Consider the following 14,944-nt stretch of genomic DNA (forward strand, 5'->3'; position numbering starts at 1 on the left):
CAAAAATAATCAAGCGCCTCCCCCCATCAGCAGTGCTTTTCTTTGCGCTGCCGACCCCATAGAACCAGACCCATGTTCGCCCCCGGTTCTGTTCTGCTGCACGATACGCTCGCCCCCCAGGGTGAAAATCTATTGTTCACCGCCCCCCAGGCGGTGCTGCAGGCCCATGACGCTGCCGGGGTCCGCGCCGCGCTGGCCCAGCTCGAGGCCGCCCGGTCGCAGGGCCTGTGGGCTGCCGGCTATTTGGCCTATGAGGCCGGCCTGGCCTTTGAGGAGCGCCTGGTGCACCGCCTGCCGCCCGCCAGCGACACCCCCCTGCTCTGGCTTGGCCTCTACGCCCCCCCGCAAAGGCTGAGCGCCGCCGAAACCGGCCAATTGCTGGCCCAGGCCGCCGGCAGCGCGACCGGCCGGGCCCGCGATATCGTCCCCAGCCTGACCCCGGCGCAATACGCCGCCGCCTTTGATCGCGTCAAAGCCCTGATTGCGGCCGGCGACACCTATCAGGTCAACCTCACCTTCCAGGCCGACTTCCGGCTTGAGGGCGATCCGGTGGCGCTCTATGTCGACCTCGTGCGCCAGCAGCCAGTGGCCTATGGCGCCCTGCTCAATACCGGCACGCACTGGATCCTGTCACGCTCGCCCGAGCTGTTCGTCGCCAGTCGCGGCACCACGCTGTCGGCCCGCCCGATGAAGGGCACGCTCAAGCGCGGCAGGACCATTGCCGAAGACGCCATCGGCCGCGCCGCCCTCGCCAGTGACGAGAAGAACCGCGCCGAAAACCTGATGATCACCGATCTGTTGCGCAATGATCTGGGACGCATTGCCGAGATCGGCTCGGTCAAGGTCACCGACCTGTTCACGGTGGAGACTTACCGCACCCTCCACACCATGACCTCGGGCATCACCGCCACCCGCCGGCCTGGCGTCTCCACCACCGCGCTGCTGGAAAACCTGTTCCCCTGCGGCTCGATCACCGGCGCCCCCAAATTGCGGGCCATGGAAATCATCGATGAACTCGAAACCAGGCCGCGCGGCGTCTATACCGGCTCGATCGGCTATTTCGCGCCCAATGGCGACCTCACCCTCAATGTCGCCATCCGCACCGCCGTCATCGATCGCGATGGCCGCGGCAGTATTGGCATTGGCGGCGGCGTCGTCGCCGACAGCACCGCCGGGGACGAATATCGCGAGGCCCTGCTGAAAATGGCATTTTTTACCGACCCGGCCGATCCGGTCACCCTGATCGAAACCCTGCTCTGGACCCCCGCTGATGGCTACAGCCTGTTGCAGCGCCACCTCGAGCGGCTGGCTGCCTCTGCCGCCTATTTCGCCCTGCCCTGCGATCTGGCCGCCATCACCGCCCTGCTCAAGGGGCAGGCCTTCACCGCGCCCATGCGGGTGCGGCTGATGTTGAGCGCCGACGGCCCGCAGCTCACCGCCACGCCGCTGCCGCCCAATCCGGAACGCTTCCGCTTCATGATCGCCGAGGAACGGCTCGATTCGCAGAGCCTGTGGCTGGCGCACAAGACCACCAACCGGGCGTTTTATGATGCGCCGCGCCAGCGTGCCCATGCCGCCCATGGCGTTGACGAGGTGGTGTTTCTCAATGAGCGCGGCGAGCTCACCGAAGGCTCGATCACCAATCTGTTTGTCGAACGCGCTGGTCTGCTGCTCACCCCGCCTTTGGCCTCGGGCCTGCTCCCGGGCACGCTGCGCGCCGAGCTGCTCGCCACCGGCCGGGCCGTGGAGCAGGTTTTGACCCTTGCCGACCTGACCAGTGCCGAGGCAGTCTGGCTCGGCAATTCGGTGCGTGGCCTGCTGCCGGCGCAATGGGTGCAGCCGTCTGTTCAAGTGGAGTAATGCCGGATGACGCTTCAGATTTCACCGCGCGACGTGCTGGTCGTGGTCGATGTGCAGCACGACTTCTTGCCCGGCGGCAGTCTCGGCGTCGCCGCTGGCGACGAGATCGTGCCGCTGATCAACGCCCTGGCGAAGAAATTCAGCCATGTGGTGTTCACCCAGGACTGGCACCCGGCCGACCACATCTCGTTCGCCAGCCAGCACCCCGGCAAGGCGCCGTTCGAGACCATCGCGCTCGACTATGGCACCCAGGTGCTGTGGCCCGATCACTGCGTCTGGAACAGCCACGGCGCCGAACTCGCCGCCGATCTGGACGTTCCCCATGCCCAGCTGATCATCCGCAAGGGCTATAACCGCGCCATCGACAGCTATTCCGGCTTCCAGGAGGCCGACCGCGAAACCCTTACCGGGCTGGCCGGCTATTTCAGCGAACGCGATGTCGACCGCCTCTATATCGTGGGCCTGGCCACCGATTACTGCGTCGGCTGGACCGCCATTGATGGCGCCGCCGCGGGCTTTGACGTCACCGTCATCGAGGACGCCACCCGCGCCATCGACAATGACGGCAGCCTCACCAAAGCTTGGGCGGATATGGCCCAAGCCGGGGTCGAGCGGGTGATGAGCCGGGAGATTTTAGGGTAGCGGCCAAGCTTTCAGTCAACACCCTCCCCACCCGGGTCGCGCCCTGGCGCGCCCGAGTGCAGGCTCTTGTGGGGAGGAATCAAGGTGGGGGTGGTTCGCCCGAGATCGTGGCTCTCTCACCCCCTCCCGGCCTCCCCCGTCAAGGGGGAGGTGCCCATCGAGTTTGCGGCACCCACAAACGAAAAATCCCCGCGCAAGCGGGGATTCACGTGAAACGCCGGGATCGGTTCTAGGCGCTCTTGTCGACGGCTTCGCTGGCTGGGGCATGGCTGGGGCCGCCCTTGGCGACGCCGACCATGGCGGGGCGCAGCACGCGGTCGCCGATGAGGAAGCCGGGCTGCACCACCTGCACCACAGTGCCTTCGGGCTGGCTGGGATCGGGCACTTCAAACATTGCCTGATGCACATGCGGATCAAATTTCTCGCCCTGCGCCTCGATCGGCTTGACGCCATGCTTGGCCAGCAGGCGCTGCATTTCGCGTTCCGCCAGCTCAATGCCTTCAATCAGGCTCTTGGTGGTGGCGTCGCCGGTTTCGCGGGTTTCTGCGGGCAGCGTGATCAGCGCGCGGCTCAGTGCATCGGTGGCGCTGAGCATGTCGCGGGCAAAGCCGGCAATGGCGTAGCTGCGGGTATCATTGATTTCGCGCTCGGTGCGCTTGCGCAGGTTTTCCATCTCGGCAACCGTGCGCAACACACGGTCCTTGAGTTCGGCGTTTTCCGTGCGCAGGGCAGCGGTTGGATCGATGCTCTCGATGCCCTCATTGGTCTCTTCGACCGGGATTTCGACTTCAGGCATTTCGCCTGAGGCGGCGTTCTCGTCGCTCATCATTGCTGTCTTCCGCAAATACCAAAGAATTTGCCCCGCATATCGGCCAATATCGGGGTGATTTCAAGTGCGCCCGGCTTTCTCCCCGCTCCCGTGGCCGGGCGGGGCAAGCCAAAGCGCCTGTCGCCAGACCATTTCACCGTTTCGCCGAAACGGTCAAATCGCTCCAGCGCGTTGACCGGTCGCGCTGTCGAGCCGCAGAAGTGGCGCCCCTTCTGCTGAAAACGCCTCAGCGCTTGCGCGCCATCATCGCCGTGATCACATGGGCGGTATAATCGACCACCGGCACGATGCGGGCATAGTTCAGCCGCGTCGGTCCGATCACCCCCAGCACGCCCACCACCTTGTCATTGGCGTCCTTGTAGGGGCTCAGAATCACCGACGAGCCCGACAGCGAGAACAGCTTGTTCTCCGAGCCGATAAAGATGCGCACGCCCTGCGCCTTGTCGGCATCGCCGAGCAGGTCGAGCAGGCCGTCCTTGCTTTCCAGCTCATCGAACAATTGCCGCATGCGCAGCAATTCGTCGCTGGCCATGGTGTCATTGATCAGATTGGCCCGACCGCGCACGATCACCGTCGGCGTGCTGCTCGGCGCGTTCTGGCTCAGCGTGGCAATGCCGGCATCGACCAGCTTCTGCGTCAGCTCGTCCAGTTCGGCCCGCTGCTCGGCGCGCTGCGCCGCCAGCACCTTGCGCGCCTCGGCCAGGGTGCGGCCCACCACATGATGGGCAATGAAATTGCTGGCCTGGGTCAGCGCGCTCGCCGTCAGGCCGGCCGGAATGTCCATGATGCGGTTTTCCACCTGGCCATCCTCGCCCACCAGAATGGCCATGGCGCGGGTGGCATCAAGCCGGACGAATTCGAGATGGCGCAGCACCATGTCGGCCTTGGCGGTAATCACCACCCCGGCGCCCTGGCTGAGCCCGCTGAGCAATTGGCTGGCTTCGGTCAGCACGTCCTCGACCTGGCCCTGCTGCTGGCCCTGGATCGACTGGGCGATCTGGCTGCGCTCGACCTCGTTGATCGACCCCACCTCAAGCATGGCATCGACAAAAAAGCGCAGCCCCTCCTGGGTCGGGGCACGCCCTGCCGAGGTGTGCGGCGCCGCGATCAGCCCGAGATCTTCAAGGTCCGCCATGACATTGCGCACCGAGGCCGGCGACAGCCCGCCCTGCAACATGCGGCTGAGATCGCGCGAGCCCACTGGTGCGCCGGTGTCCAGATACCGCTCCACAATGCGGCGGAAAATGTCCTGGCTGCGGGCATTGAGCACACTCAAAAAGTCTTCTGGAAGTTTGCTCATGGCAGTTTGATAAAATCGTCCACTTTAACTGTGTCCCACCATTTAGGCGCATTGCAGCCTCCCGCCAAGCTCCCGTGGCTTGTGAGGCGGCGTCAGGAAGGTTAAGAGGCGGTTAACTGCAATCTCCAAGTGGATAACGGATGCGCCCTTCAGGACGTCAAGCCAACCAGATGCGCGCCGTGGCGATCGAACGCAACGTCGCCATGAAGGCGGAAGGCTCCTGCCTCGTCTCGTTCGGCCATACCAAGGTGCTGGTCACTGCATCGGTGGAAACCACTGTCCCCGGCTGGATGCGCGGCAAGGGCCAGGGCTGGGTCACCGCCGAATACGGCATGCTGCCGCGCGCCACCGGCAGCCGCAATCGCCGCGAGGCGACAGCCGGCAAGCAGACCGGCCGCACCCAGGAAATCCAGCGCCTGATCGGCCGTTCGCTTCGGGCGGTGGTCGATCTGCAGCTGCTGGGCGAAAACCAGATCACCATCGACTGCGACGTGCTCGAAGCCGATGGCGGCACCCGCACCGCCGCGATCACCGGCGCCTATGTGGCGCTGGCCGATGCCATCAAGTGGATGGATGAGCGCAAGCTCACCAGGGGCAAGGCGCTGCGCGATTCGGTGGCTGCCGTCTCCTGCGGCATCTATCGCGGCGCCCCGGTGCTCGATCTCGACTATCTCGAAGATGTCGAAGCCCATACCGACGCCAATTTCGTCATGACCGGCAGCGGTGCCTTCGTGGAAATCCAGGGCACCGCCGAACAGACCCCGTTCAGCCGCGCCGAACTCGATGCGCTGATGACCCTGGCCGAACAGGGCATTGGCGAGCTTTCCCTTCTCCAGCAATCGGTACTCGCAGTATGATCGCCTGGCTCAAAAACCTGATTTCCAGCAAATCCACGCCGACCCCGTCCAATGGCACGCGTCAGGCTTCCCCGGAGAACTGCGCGCTGTGGCACGATGTGGCCCGGGCGCTCGATGCCAAGCCCAAAGGCTCCAGCAAATGAGCCTGCCCCGCCTGCGCGCTGGCGACCGGCTGGTGCTGGCCACCCACAATGCCGGCAAGCTCAAGGAATTCCGCGAGCTGTTTGAGCCCTTTGGACTCGAGATCGTCTCGGCAGGGGAACTGGGTCTGCCCGAGCCCGAAGAAACCGGCACCACTTTTGCGCAAAATGCCCGCCTCAAGGCCCATGCCGCGGCCCAGGCCACCGGCAATCTGGCGCTCAGTGATGATTCGGGGCTGTGCGTCGACGCGCTCAATGGCGATCCGGGCGTTTACACCGCCGACTGGGCCGGGGTGCCGCGCGATTTCGGCCATGCCATGAAGCGGGTGGAAGACGCGCTGCAGGCGGCCAATGCCACCTCGCCCGGCCTTCGGGGTGCCTCGTTCAATGCCACCATGTGCCTGGCCCATCCCGATGGGCGCGACGTGCTCTATGTCGGCAAGGTCGAGGGCACGCTGGTCTGGCCGCCGCGCGGCACGCTCGGGCATGGCTATGATCCGGTTTTCATGCCCAAGGGCTACGACATCACCTTTGGCCAGATGCCGGCCGAGATGAAGCACTCCTGGGCCCCCGGCCAGCGCGGCCTCAGCCACCGCGCCCGGTCCTTTGCCCAGTTCTACGAGGCCCAGATTGAAAAATAACCCCAATGATCTGTTTGGGGTCTATGTGCACTGGCCGTTCTGCGCCAGCAAATGCCCGTATTGCGATTTCAATAGCCACGTCCATCGCGGGGCCTTTGATGAGGACAGCTATGTGGCGGCCTATGAGCGCGAAATCGCCCATGCCGCGCAACTGGCGCCGGGCCGGGTGGTGCAGTCGATCTTTTTTGGTGGTGGCACCCCCTCGCTGATGTCGCCCGGCTCCACCGCCCGCATCATTGACGCCATTGCCCGGCACTGGACTGTCGAGCCGCAGGCCGAGATCACGCTGGAGGCCAATCCGACCAGTGTCGAAGTCGACCGCTTTCGCGGCTTCCGCAGCGCCGGCGTCAATCGCGTCTCGCTCGGCGTGCAGTCGCTGCGCCCCGGCCCGCTGGCCGAACTGGGCCGGCGCCACAGCGTTGAGGAGGCCGTCGCCGCCGTGCGCATCGCCCAATCAGTGTTCGAGCGCTCCAGCTTTGATCTGATCTATGCAAGGCCGCGCCAGACCCTGGACGACTGGGAAGACGAGCTCAAGGAGGCGCTGTGGATGGCGCAGGGCCATATCAGCCTCTACCAGCTCACCATCGAGCAGGGCACGCGCTATTTCGACCTGCAGGCCACCGGCAAGCTGAAGATCCCCGGCGAGGACCTGGCCGCCGATTTCTATGAAATGACCCAGGAACTCACCGCCGCAGCCGGCCTGCCCGCCTATGAGATTTCCAACCATGCCCGCCCCGGCCAGGAGAGCGAACACAATCTGCTGTATTGGCGCTATGGCGAATATGCCGGCATTGGCCCGGGCGCCCATGGCCGGTTGATGATCAACAATCAGCGCCACGCCACCGCCGACGAGAAAATGCCTTTCGACTGGCAGAAAAACGTGCTGGCCAAGGGCCATGGCATGGTGGTGGACGACGTCCTGACCTGGGAAGAGCAGGGCGACGAGTTCCTCGTCATGGGCCTGCGCCTCAAGGAAGGCATTTCCCCGGCCCGCTTTACCGCGCTGTCCGGCCGCCAGATCAACCCGGCCCAGATCGCCGCGCTCAAGGGTTATGGCTTTGTCGAAACCCTGCCCAATGGCAATCTGCGCGTCACTGACCGCGGCTGGCCGGTGCTCGATGCGGTTGTCGCGGATCTGGCCGCCTAGGCCAGCGCCGCGATATAGCGCTCGGCCGAGCGGGCAATGGCGGTTTTGGCGTCGCTGGCGATGACCTTGTCCCACCAGCCACCATAGAGGCGGTCGAAGCTCAGCTCCGCCACGCGATCTGCAATTGTCTGGACGTCACGAGCAGGCAGCGGGATCATGTTGGGATAGGAGCGCATGAAGCTCACCCAGCCGGCGGCTGGGGTGACCTGGATGGTGTCGCCTACGAGAAGCGCCCCCTTGCCATCAGCGCCGGCAGCCCATTCCAGCACGCTGCTGCCTTCGAAATGCCCGCCCACGCGATGCACAGTAACGCCGGGCAGGATATCCAGCCGGTCGCCGCTCCACGGCGTGATCAGCGGGCTGGGGCGCATCACATGGGCCAGATCGACTTCGGGCAGCCGGATCGGCACGCCACCCAGCGCTTCGCTCCATTCCACCATGCCGGTGTAGAAATGCGGGTGCGAAAAGCACATCGCCTTGAGCCCGCCAAGAGCCTTGATGCGGTCCATGGTTGCCGCGTCCAGCATGGGCACGCAATCCCAGAGCACATTGCCCTCTGGCGTCTGCACCAGCAGCGCGCGTTGGCCGATGGCGATGGTGGGCACCACACCAATGCCGCTCAAACCCGGTTCGATCTCCCGCCAGTCATTGGCATGGCTGGCGGTGATGGCATCGCGATCAAGCCAGAGCTGTCCAGCGGCGCCGACATATTGCCGCTCATCTTCGCAAATGGCGCAATGGGCCGGTGGCGTCTGGCTCGGTGTATGCTGGGCGCCGCAGGTCTTGCAGATCCATACCGTCATTGAAATTTCCTGCCAAAGATCAGTGTAATTCAGAGTCTTGGGCCTTCCAGCCGCACCGCGCCGCCGGGGCTGACCTGCAGCATGGCCAGCGCATATTGGCTGCGCCCGCTATTGAGGAAGCGGAACACCCCGTCGCGGCCATTGAAGCCCGTGGGATTGGTCATCAGCGCCGGATTATACGGCGGATTGGCCAGCGACAGCGTATTCACATTGGCCAGGATGGTGGCGGTATAGGCGATGGTGGACAGCGCATGCGGCTGGCTGTTGAAGCGGGCCTGATAATCGGGCCGGATCGCGGCCATGCCGGCCGGATCAACCGCCGGATAGATCGCCCCCGCCAAAGCTGAGGTGGCGAGGATTGTGGTATCGCCCTCCCAATCGGCCGAGCCGACGATCTGCACCGCGCTCGGGCTGATCCCGGCCTGGGCCAGGGCAGCAGCGAATGCGGGCGCGCTGGCCCGGTCGGGCAGGAACAGCGTATCGATCAGGCCCTTCGCGATCAGCGGCTGGGCCTGGGCGATGATCTGGGGGGCCTCACCCGCACCGCCGAAACTATAGACCGCCTGCGGCGCCAGCCCGGCCTGGCTGGCCTGCTGGCGGAACGCCGTCTGCTGGGCCTGGCCATAGGCCGAAGCGGGGAACACCCCGGCAACGCCCCGCCGTCCCTTGGCCTTCACATAGTTCAGCGCCCGCTGCATTTCCATTTCCGGCAGCACGCTGAGCAGATACACCCCCGGCCCCGCCGCGCCCGGATTGTTGGAAAAGCCGATCAGCGGCACCCCCGATGCGCGTGCCACGGCCCCGGCCGCCGTCACCGAATCGCCGCGCAACGGCCCCAGGATCAGCCTGGCACCTCCAGCGAGCGCAGTCTGGGTGGCGCTGGTGGCCCCGGCCACCGTGCCGCCGGTATCGTGCAGGGTGATGGTGGTGTTTTCGGCAATATTGGGATTGGCTTCAATGAACGCCATGGCCAGCCGGCTGCCATTGGCCATGGCCTGGCCCACATTGGCCAGACCCGGATCCCCGCTCAGCGGCAGCAGCAGCGCCACCTGCACCGGCCCGCGCCCGAAGCGCTGGCTGGCATTGGCTGGACCCAGCGGCGTCATCGTCTGGTTGGGGCTGGTCTGGTTCGCGCCCCCAAAACCGAAATCGATGGTGCGCGAAGCGATATGGATGGGCGAGCAGGCGCTCAGTACAAACAGGCCGACGACGGCGAGCGCCTGTGCTATGCCCTGACATGAATTTCGATGTGCAGTCACGCTTGCCCCGAGTTTGCCAGCAGACTGTTAGCATCTAGAACCGCATTGCTTAACCAATTCTCAATCGGGCGGACTGCTGGCGCATGACGGACACCAATTCGGGCTACTTCATCGCCGGCACCACCTTCACCGCGCCGCCGCTGGCGCCCGGTCTTTATGTCGTGGCCACCCCGATCGGCAATCTGCGCGATATCACCATCCGGGCGCTCGAAACCCTGGCCGCTGCCGACGCCGTGCTGTGCGAGGACACGCGCCTGTCGGCCCGGCTGCTCGATCACTATGGCATCAAGACCCGCCGCATTGCCTACCATGAGCACAATGAGCGCGCCAAGGCCGACGATATCGTCGCCCGCATCGCTGCCGGCGGCCGCTTCGCGCTGATTTCCGACGCCGGCACGCCGCTGCTCTCCGATCCCGGCTTTCCGCTGATCCGTGCCCTGGCCGAGGCCGGTTTGCCGGTGTTTGCCATTCCCGGCGCCTCGGCCCTGCTCTCGGGCCTGGTGGTGGCGGGCCTGCCCACCGATGCCTTCACTTTTCATGGCTTTCTGCCGCCCAAGGCCGGGGCCCGCATCAATGCGCTCAAGGCGCTCAGCGATTCACGTGAAACCATGGTGTTTTACGAAAGCCCGCGCCGGCTCGACGATAGCCTGGCCGCCATGGCCGAGGTGCTGGGCGAGCGCCAGGCCGCCGTGGCGCTCGAACTGACCAAGCGCTTCGAGCGCGTGCAGCGTGGCACCTTGGCCGAACTCGCCGCCGTTTTTGCCGAAGGCGAGACCAAGGGCGAGGCGGTCATCATTGTCGCTGGCGCCGCCGCGCCCGCCGCCCCTGCTGCCGCCGACTGGCAGGCGGCGCTGCAGGCGGAAATGACCGACCAGCCCCTGCGCGCCGCCGTCGATGCTGTGGCCGCGCGCTTCGGGCTCAAGCGCAAGGAAGTCTATGATGCCGCGCTCGCCCTCAAAGCCGAAAAGTAAGGCCCGCATCGCCGCCTATCGCGGCGGGCTGCGCGCCGAGGCGCTGGCGGCCTGGTATCTGCGCTGCAAGTTTTACCGCATCATTGCCCGGCGCGCCAAAACCCCGCTGGGCGAGATCGATCTGATCGTGCAGCGCGCGGGCACCATCGTCTTTGTCGAGGTCAAGGCCCGCGCCTCGGCGGCCCGCGAGGGCGAGACGCTCGAAGCGGTGAACCAGCGCCGGATCAGCCACGCGGCGCAGTACTGGCTGGCCCGCCACAGGGCCAGCGCGGATACCGATCTGCGCTTTGACGTGATTTTCCTTGCACCCTGGCGATGGCCGCGCCATGTCATCAACGCCTTCGACGTTAGCTGAGAGACACCATGATGCTCAAAGTCGCGGTCCAGATGGACCATGTTGCCACCATCAATCCGCTCGGCGATTCCACCTTCGCCCTGATGCTCGAAGCCCAGGCGCGCGGCCACCAGCTGCTGCACTACACCCCCGATACGCTGGCGCTGCGCGACAATGTGGTGACCGCCTTGGCAGCGCCGATTGAAGTGTTCGACAAGCCCAGGGGCGAGCATTTCCAGCTGGGCGAGCCCGCCCGCATCGACCTCTCGACCCAGGACGTGATCCATATGCGCCAGGATCCGCCCTTCGACATGAACTATATCACGCTCACCCACATGCTCGAGCGGCTGCACCCCAGGACGCTGGTGGTCAATCCGCCCGCCGCCGTGCGCAATGCCCCCGAAAAGATCCTGGTCACCGAATTCCCCGACCTGATGCCGCCCACCCTGGTGACGCGCGACCGGGAGATGATCCACGCCTTCCGCCGCGAGCATGGCAATGTCATCGTCAAGCCGCTCTACGGCAATGGCGGGGCCGGGGTGTTCTTCATCCAGGAGGGCGACCACAATCTGGTCAGCCTGCTCGAACTGTTCGAACAGAATTACCGCGAACCCTTCATGGTGCAGCAATACCTGCCCGACGTGCGCAAGGGCGACAAGCGGGTCATCATCATCGATGGCGAGCCCATCGCCGGCCTCAACCGCATTCCCGCCGCTGGAGAGGCGCGCTCCAACATGCATGTCGGCGGCCGCCCCGAACTGAGCGAACTGACCGCCCGCGAGCGCGAGATCTGCGCCGCCATCGCCCCGGCGCTGCGCGAACGCGACATGATCTTTGTCGGCATTGACGTGATCGGCGACTACCTCACCGAGATCAACGTCACCTCCCCCACCGGCATCCGCGAGATCAAGCGCTTTGGCGGCCCCGACATCGCCGTGCTGATCTGGGACGCCATCGAAAAGCGGCGGGCCGCCTGAGCGCAGCGGGGTAGGCAAGACCGGCGCAACCGGCTAGGTCTAGAGCCGCATTCGGGAGCAAGTTCATGCCCACAACGACATTTCTGGCCGCTTTTGCGACCCTGTTTGCCACGGTGGGCGTGGCCGATATTGCCTTCATCTTTGCCGCGCTGACCAAGCACAACACGGCCAGGGAGCGCTTTGCCTTTGCCACGCGCGGCGTCATCATCGCCGCCATCATCCTGCTCACCTTCGGCATTCTGGGCAATGCCATCCTCGATGCCTTCGGCATTTCCATTCCGGCCCTGCGCACGGCCGGCGGCCTGCTGCTGTTCCTGATCGCCATCGACATGGTGTTTGCCCGTCATTCGGGCGGCACCGGCACCACCAATGAGGAAGAGGTGGAAGCCCGCTCGCGCGATGATATCGCCGTCTTTCCGCTCGCCATGCCCTTGCTGGCCGGCCCGGGCGCCATCAGTGCGGTGATCCTGCTGACCACCGGCACCCAGAGCGATATTGAATTCTGGGCGGTGCTGGTCGCCATTGTGGTGATCCTGTTTCTGGCCTGGCTGACCCTGCTGGTGGCCATTCCCATCCAGCGCCTGCTCGGCGTCACCGGCCTCGCCGTGGTCTCGCGGGTGGTCGGCATCCTGCTGGCCGCCCTGGCCGTGCAGTTCGTCTTCGACGGCATCAAGCAGAGCGGCCTGCTGGCGGGCTGAGCCGCCCCGGCAAGGCTGCTGCACAGCTGAAAAATTTGGTAAAATTGCAGGGTTAAGCAAGTCTTAACGCCGTGCTTGACCGGGCAGGCGGCGCGGCGCACAGCTAAAGCCGGTTTTGGCTTTTGAGGATGCATTCCATGCGTGTCGCCGCAGTTCTTGCTCTGTTGATCATGGCCCTGCTGGCGGCCAGCGCCAGTACGGTCACGGTGGCGCGCTCGGAAACCCTGCTGCCCGCGGTCGCCGCCAGCCGCTAAGGCGTTTCCAGCAAAACGGTGACATGCTCAGACTGTGCCGAGTCAGCAAAAAGGGCGATCGAGCACGCCGACCGCCCACCAACCTGTCGGCAATGGATTACTTCTTGGCCGAATTGCCGGTGCTGCCTGAGCCAAGCCCGGTGATCTGCTTGGCGGCTTCGACCTTGTCCTTCTTCGGCTTTTTGGCTTCCTTGTTGCTGCGCATCTGACCCTTGGCCATCTCACACTCTCCTTCGTGCAGGCCAGAGGGCCCGCATCAATACCCTGAGACGCTAGCCCCGACGCCGGGCGCTGGCAAGCGCCGCGCCGCCGCCAAACCCGCCGGGATTTGACTTTCCGGCCGGTTCTGCTTTGATGTGGCCATGCGCGTACATGCTTCCGACCACCGCCCGCATCACCGGCTCCGCCTCCTCCGAGGCGTTTGACCTGGTTCGGCCACCTGCACTGCAAGGGCCGGGCCAGGATATGTTCCCCCTTACTCACTGATCATTGAACCGCGCCAGCGGTTCCCCCTGTCATCGTCCGCCCGCCCGCTATTGCCGGGCTGCGGCGATGCGTCTGTTCGGAACAATTGCCATGACGTACAAATACGGTCTCACCCTTCCCATCAGCGGCAGCCACAAGCTCAAGCGCTTCACCCTTTGGGCCGGCGCCCACCTGCCGGATCTGCAATACCGGCTGCCGCCGCAGACCCCGATCAAGACCGAAACCATGACCATCCGCCTGCGCGACAGCGATGACCGCGCCCGCATCCTGTCCGCACTGAATGCCAACAAGCTGTGACGAGGGGGCGTCGCGGTCAGCGCGACGCGCCTTTTTCCGCCCGCTTTCCCGTTTTTGTCTGCTGCCAAGGAGTTTCAACACAATGTCGGACTTGCCCCAGTTCGTCATGACCGATCAGGATTATGCCATCCTGCGCGGCATTGCCGTGGCCCGGCCTTCGGGAGAGCGCGGCTATTTCGACCTGCTGCGCCACAAGCTGTTGCGGGCCCAGGTGGTGGATGCCGCCAGGATTGAGCCCGATGTGGTCACCATGAACAGCCAGGTGCTCTATCGCGTGGGCAAGGGGCGCTGGTTCGAGCATCGCCTGGTGCTCGGCGCCGCCCGTGAAGTGATCGGCCAGACCGTCTCGCTGCGCTCGCTGCACGGGCTGGCGCTGCTGGGCATGCGTGACGAGCAGGAATTCACCTATGACCCCGAACAGGGGCCGGTGACCGTCAGCGCCGTGCTGTACCAGCCACAAGCCGATGACGAAGGGATCGACTATGGCAGCGCGCGCCGCTGGAGCGCGCGCTGATCGGGCCATAATCGCTGGCGAGGCCGGCCACCTCGCCTATTTGGCTGCCTGGCAGCGGCCGCTCGGCGCCAGCGTCGCAATCGCCCGGGGATCGCAGCCGGTCTGCAGGAACGTCAGCCAGTCATTCTGGTCGCCATAATAGGCATTGCGATCCACTTCGCCGCGCACCCCGCGCACCACGCCGGTCTGCGTCCACTGCCAGAAGGTCCAGGTCCGGTTGCCATAGCGTTCATGCGGCTCGGCAGCGGTCGAGCGCAGCCAGAAGGCATTGGGGAAATATTCCCCCTCCAGCACGTCGCGGTGGAAGGTCATGTCGGTATAGATCAGCGGCAGCTTGCCGGTATGGCGTTCCATCACGTCCAGCATCAGCCGGATTTTTTCCAGCGCATCGGCGCGGCTCGGCTTGTTGCGGCAGCTGGAGTGATTGTTCCACTCCAGATCGAGCACCGGCGGCAGCGCATCGGGATCATTGGGCACATTGGCGACGAACCAGGCCGCCTGTTCGGAGGCCAGCGAACACCAGGTCATGAAATGATAGGCGCCGCGCGGCATGCCGGCCTCGCGCGCTCGCACCCAGTTCTTGCGGAAATCGGGGTCGAGATAGTCCTTGCCTTCGGTCGCCTTCATGAAGACGAAATGGATACCCGACTGGATCGCGGTGCGGAAATCGACATTCTCCTGGTAGCGCGCCACGTCGATCCCCTGGATCGGCATGCCGCGCGCCCGGTCGACGCCCGAATGCGGCCGGTTATCACCCTGTATCGGACCGTAAAGACCGCCTCCCGACGAGCAGGCCACAACAATACCGGCCAGCAGGGCCAGCAGGGCACCCTTTGCGATCGCGGAATACGAGGGAAAAGGACGGCGGAACATCATTGCAGCAGCACTCTACGCAGGAACAAGCAGTGGCTTTGATTCAACATGGCGCGGTTAAT

Annotated in this window: 18 protein-coding genes; 12 read left to right on the plus strand and 6 right to left on the minus strand. The window is 65.0% G+C overall.

The window, feature by feature from the left end; all coding sequences use genetic code 11:
- Positions 1–72 precede the first annotated feature (72 nt).
- Positions 73–1,860, plus strand: coding sequence for an aminodeoxychorismate synthase component I (gene pabB, locus ABFY71_RS03690; RefSeq protein ID WP_347944728.1), 1,788 nt, complete (start codon positions 73–75; stop codon positions 1,858–1,860).
- Between the two features lie 6 nt (positions 1,861–1,866).
- A complete protein-coding gene (pncA, locus tag ABFY71_RS03695) occupies positions 1,867–2,502 on the plus strand; it encodes a bifunctional nicotinamidase/pyrazinamidase (protein ID WP_347944729.1) in 636 nt (211 codons plus the stop codon).
- A gap of 229 nt (positions 2,503–2,731) precedes the next feature.
- Here pncA and grpE read toward each other — a convergent pair whose 3' ends face one another.
- Positions 2,732–3,328: a nucleotide exchange factor GrpE gene (gene grpE, locus ABFY71_RS03700; RefSeq protein WP_305581624.1), complete on the minus strand. Its 597-nt coding sequence runs from the start codon at positions 3,326–3,328 to the stop codon at positions 2,732–2,734.
- A gap of 229 nt (positions 3,329–3,557) precedes the next feature.
- The gene (gene hrcA / locus ABFY71_RS03705; RefSeq protein ID WP_305581622.1) at positions 3,558–4,631 is read right to left on the minus strand and encodes a heat-inducible transcriptional repressor HrcA; all 1,074 of its coding nucleotides are present in this window, start codon (positions 4,629–4,631) and stop codon (positions 3,558–3,560) included.
- A gap of 140 nt (positions 4,632–4,771) precedes the next feature.
- Here hrcA and rph point away from each other — a divergent pair, with 140 nt between their 5' ends.
- The 4 genes from rph to hemW are packed head-to-tail and all read left to right on the plus strand — an operon-like array spanning position 4,772 to position 7,416.
- Complete coding sequence (gene rph / locus ABFY71_RS03710) at positions 4,772–5,488, plus strand: ribonuclease PH (RefSeq protein ID WP_305581620.1); 717 nt, start codon at positions 4,772–4,774, stop codon at positions 5,486–5,488.
- Complete coding sequence (locus ABFY71_RS03715) at positions 5,485–5,631, plus strand: hypothetical protein (protein WP_305581618.1); 147 nt, start codon at positions 5,485–5,487, stop codon at positions 5,629–5,631. Before rph ends, ABFY71_RS03715 begins: the two co-directional genes overlap by 4 nt.
- Positions 5,628–6,269, plus strand: coding sequence for a non-canonical purine NTP pyrophosphatase (locus ABFY71_RS03720; protein ID WP_347944730.1), 642 nt, complete (start codon positions 5,628–5,630; stop codon positions 6,267–6,269). The genes ABFY71_RS03715 and ABFY71_RS03720 overlap by 4 nt, the downstream gene beginning before the upstream one ends.
- Positions 6,259–7,416 carry a radical SAM family heme chaperone HemW gene (hemW, locus tag ABFY71_RS03725; RefSeq protein WP_347944731.1) on the plus strand — a complete coding sequence of 386 codons (1,158 nt, stop codon included), beginning with the start codon at positions 6,259–6,261 and terminating at the stop codon, positions 7,414–7,416. Before ABFY71_RS03720 ends, hemW begins: the two co-directional genes overlap by 11 nt.
- Here the strand turns inward: hemW and ABFY71_RS03730 are convergent.
- Together ABFY71_RS03730 and ABFY71_RS03735 are read right to left on the minus strand one after the other, a co-directional pair.
- A complete protein-coding gene (locus ABFY71_RS03730; protein WP_347944732.1) occupies positions 7,413–8,219 on the minus strand; it encodes an MBL fold metallo-hydrolase in 807 nt (268 codons plus the stop codon). The two genes, hemW and ABFY71_RS03730, sit on opposite strands and share 4 nt — an antisense overlap.
- 29 nt (positions 8,220–8,248) lie before the next feature.
- Complete coding sequence (locus ABFY71_RS03735) at positions 8,249–9,478, minus strand: penicillin-binding protein activator (RefSeq protein ID WP_347944733.1); 1,230 nt, start codon at positions 9,476–9,478, stop codon at positions 8,249–8,251.
- 83 nt (positions 9,479–9,561) lie between these two features.
- Between ABFY71_RS03735 and rsmI the strand changes: the two genes are divergently transcribed.
- The 4 genes from rsmI to ABFY71_RS03755 all read left to right on the plus strand — a co-directional run bounded on the left by rsmI (position 9,562) and on the right by ABFY71_RS03755 (position 12,458).
- A complete protein-coding gene (rsmI, locus tag ABFY71_RS03740; RefSeq protein WP_347944734.1) occupies positions 9,562–10,449 on the plus strand; it encodes a 16S rRNA (cytidine(1402)-2'-O)-methyltransferase in 888 nt (295 codons plus the stop codon).
- Positions 10,418–10,804, plus strand: a complete 387-nt coding sequence (locus ABFY71_RS03745; protein WP_347944735.1) for a YraN family protein — start codon at positions 10,418–10,420, stop codon at positions 10,802–10,804. The genes rsmI and ABFY71_RS03745 overlap by 32 nt, the downstream gene beginning before the upstream one ends.
- Positions 10,805–10,812: 8 nt before the next feature.
- A complete protein-coding gene (gene gshB / locus ABFY71_RS03750; RefSeq protein WP_347944736.1) occupies positions 10,813–11,760 on the plus strand; it encodes a glutathione synthase in 948 nt (315 codons plus the stop codon).
- A gap of 65 nt (positions 11,761–11,825) precedes the next feature.
- On the plus strand, positions 11,826–12,458 hold the full coding sequence (locus tag ABFY71_RS03755) for a MarC family protein (RefSeq protein WP_347944737.1): 633 nt from the start codon (positions 11,826–11,828) through the stop codon (positions 12,456–12,458).
- 351 nt (positions 12,459–12,809) lie between these two features.
- On the opposite strand, the gene ABFY71_RS03760 is transcribed toward ABFY71_RS03755, so the two are convergent.
- Positions 12,810–12,932, minus strand: a complete 123-nt coding sequence (locus tag ABFY71_RS03760; RefSeq protein ID WP_305581599.1) for a hypothetical protein — start codon at positions 12,930–12,932, stop codon at positions 12,810–12,812.
- 356 nt (positions 12,933–13,288) lie between these two features.
- On the opposite strand from ABFY71_RS03760, the gene ABFY71_RS03765 reads away from it, so the two are divergent.
- Both ABFY71_RS03765 and ABFY71_RS03770 read left to right on the plus strand, forming a co-directional pair.
- A complete protein-coding gene (locus tag ABFY71_RS03765; protein WP_347944738.1) occupies positions 13,289–13,495 on the plus strand; it encodes a hypothetical protein in 207 nt (68 codons plus the stop codon).
- A gap of 82 nt (positions 13,496–13,577) precedes the next feature.
- Positions 13,578–14,009, plus strand: a complete 432-nt coding sequence (locus tag ABFY71_RS03770; protein ID WP_305581595.1) for a GreA/GreB family elongation factor — start codon at positions 13,578–13,580, stop codon at positions 14,007–14,009.
- A 36-nt stretch (positions 14,010–14,045) separates the two neighbouring features.
- Here the strand turns inward: ABFY71_RS03770 and ABFY71_RS03775 are convergent, their stop codons facing one another.
- The gene (locus ABFY71_RS03775) at positions 14,046–14,885 is read right to left on the minus strand and encodes a glycoside hydrolase family 25 protein (RefSeq protein WP_305581593.1); all 840 of its coding nucleotides are present in this window, start codon (positions 14,883–14,885) and stop codon (positions 14,046–14,048) included.
- Positions 14,886–14,944: the final 59 nt, after the last annotated feature.

Origin of the sequence: Devosia alba, assembly GCF_039938915.1 — a bacterium.
In the GTDB taxonomy this organism is placed as follows: Bacteria; Pseudomonadota; Alphaproteobacteria; order Rhizobiales; family Devosiaceae; genus Devosia; species Devosia alba.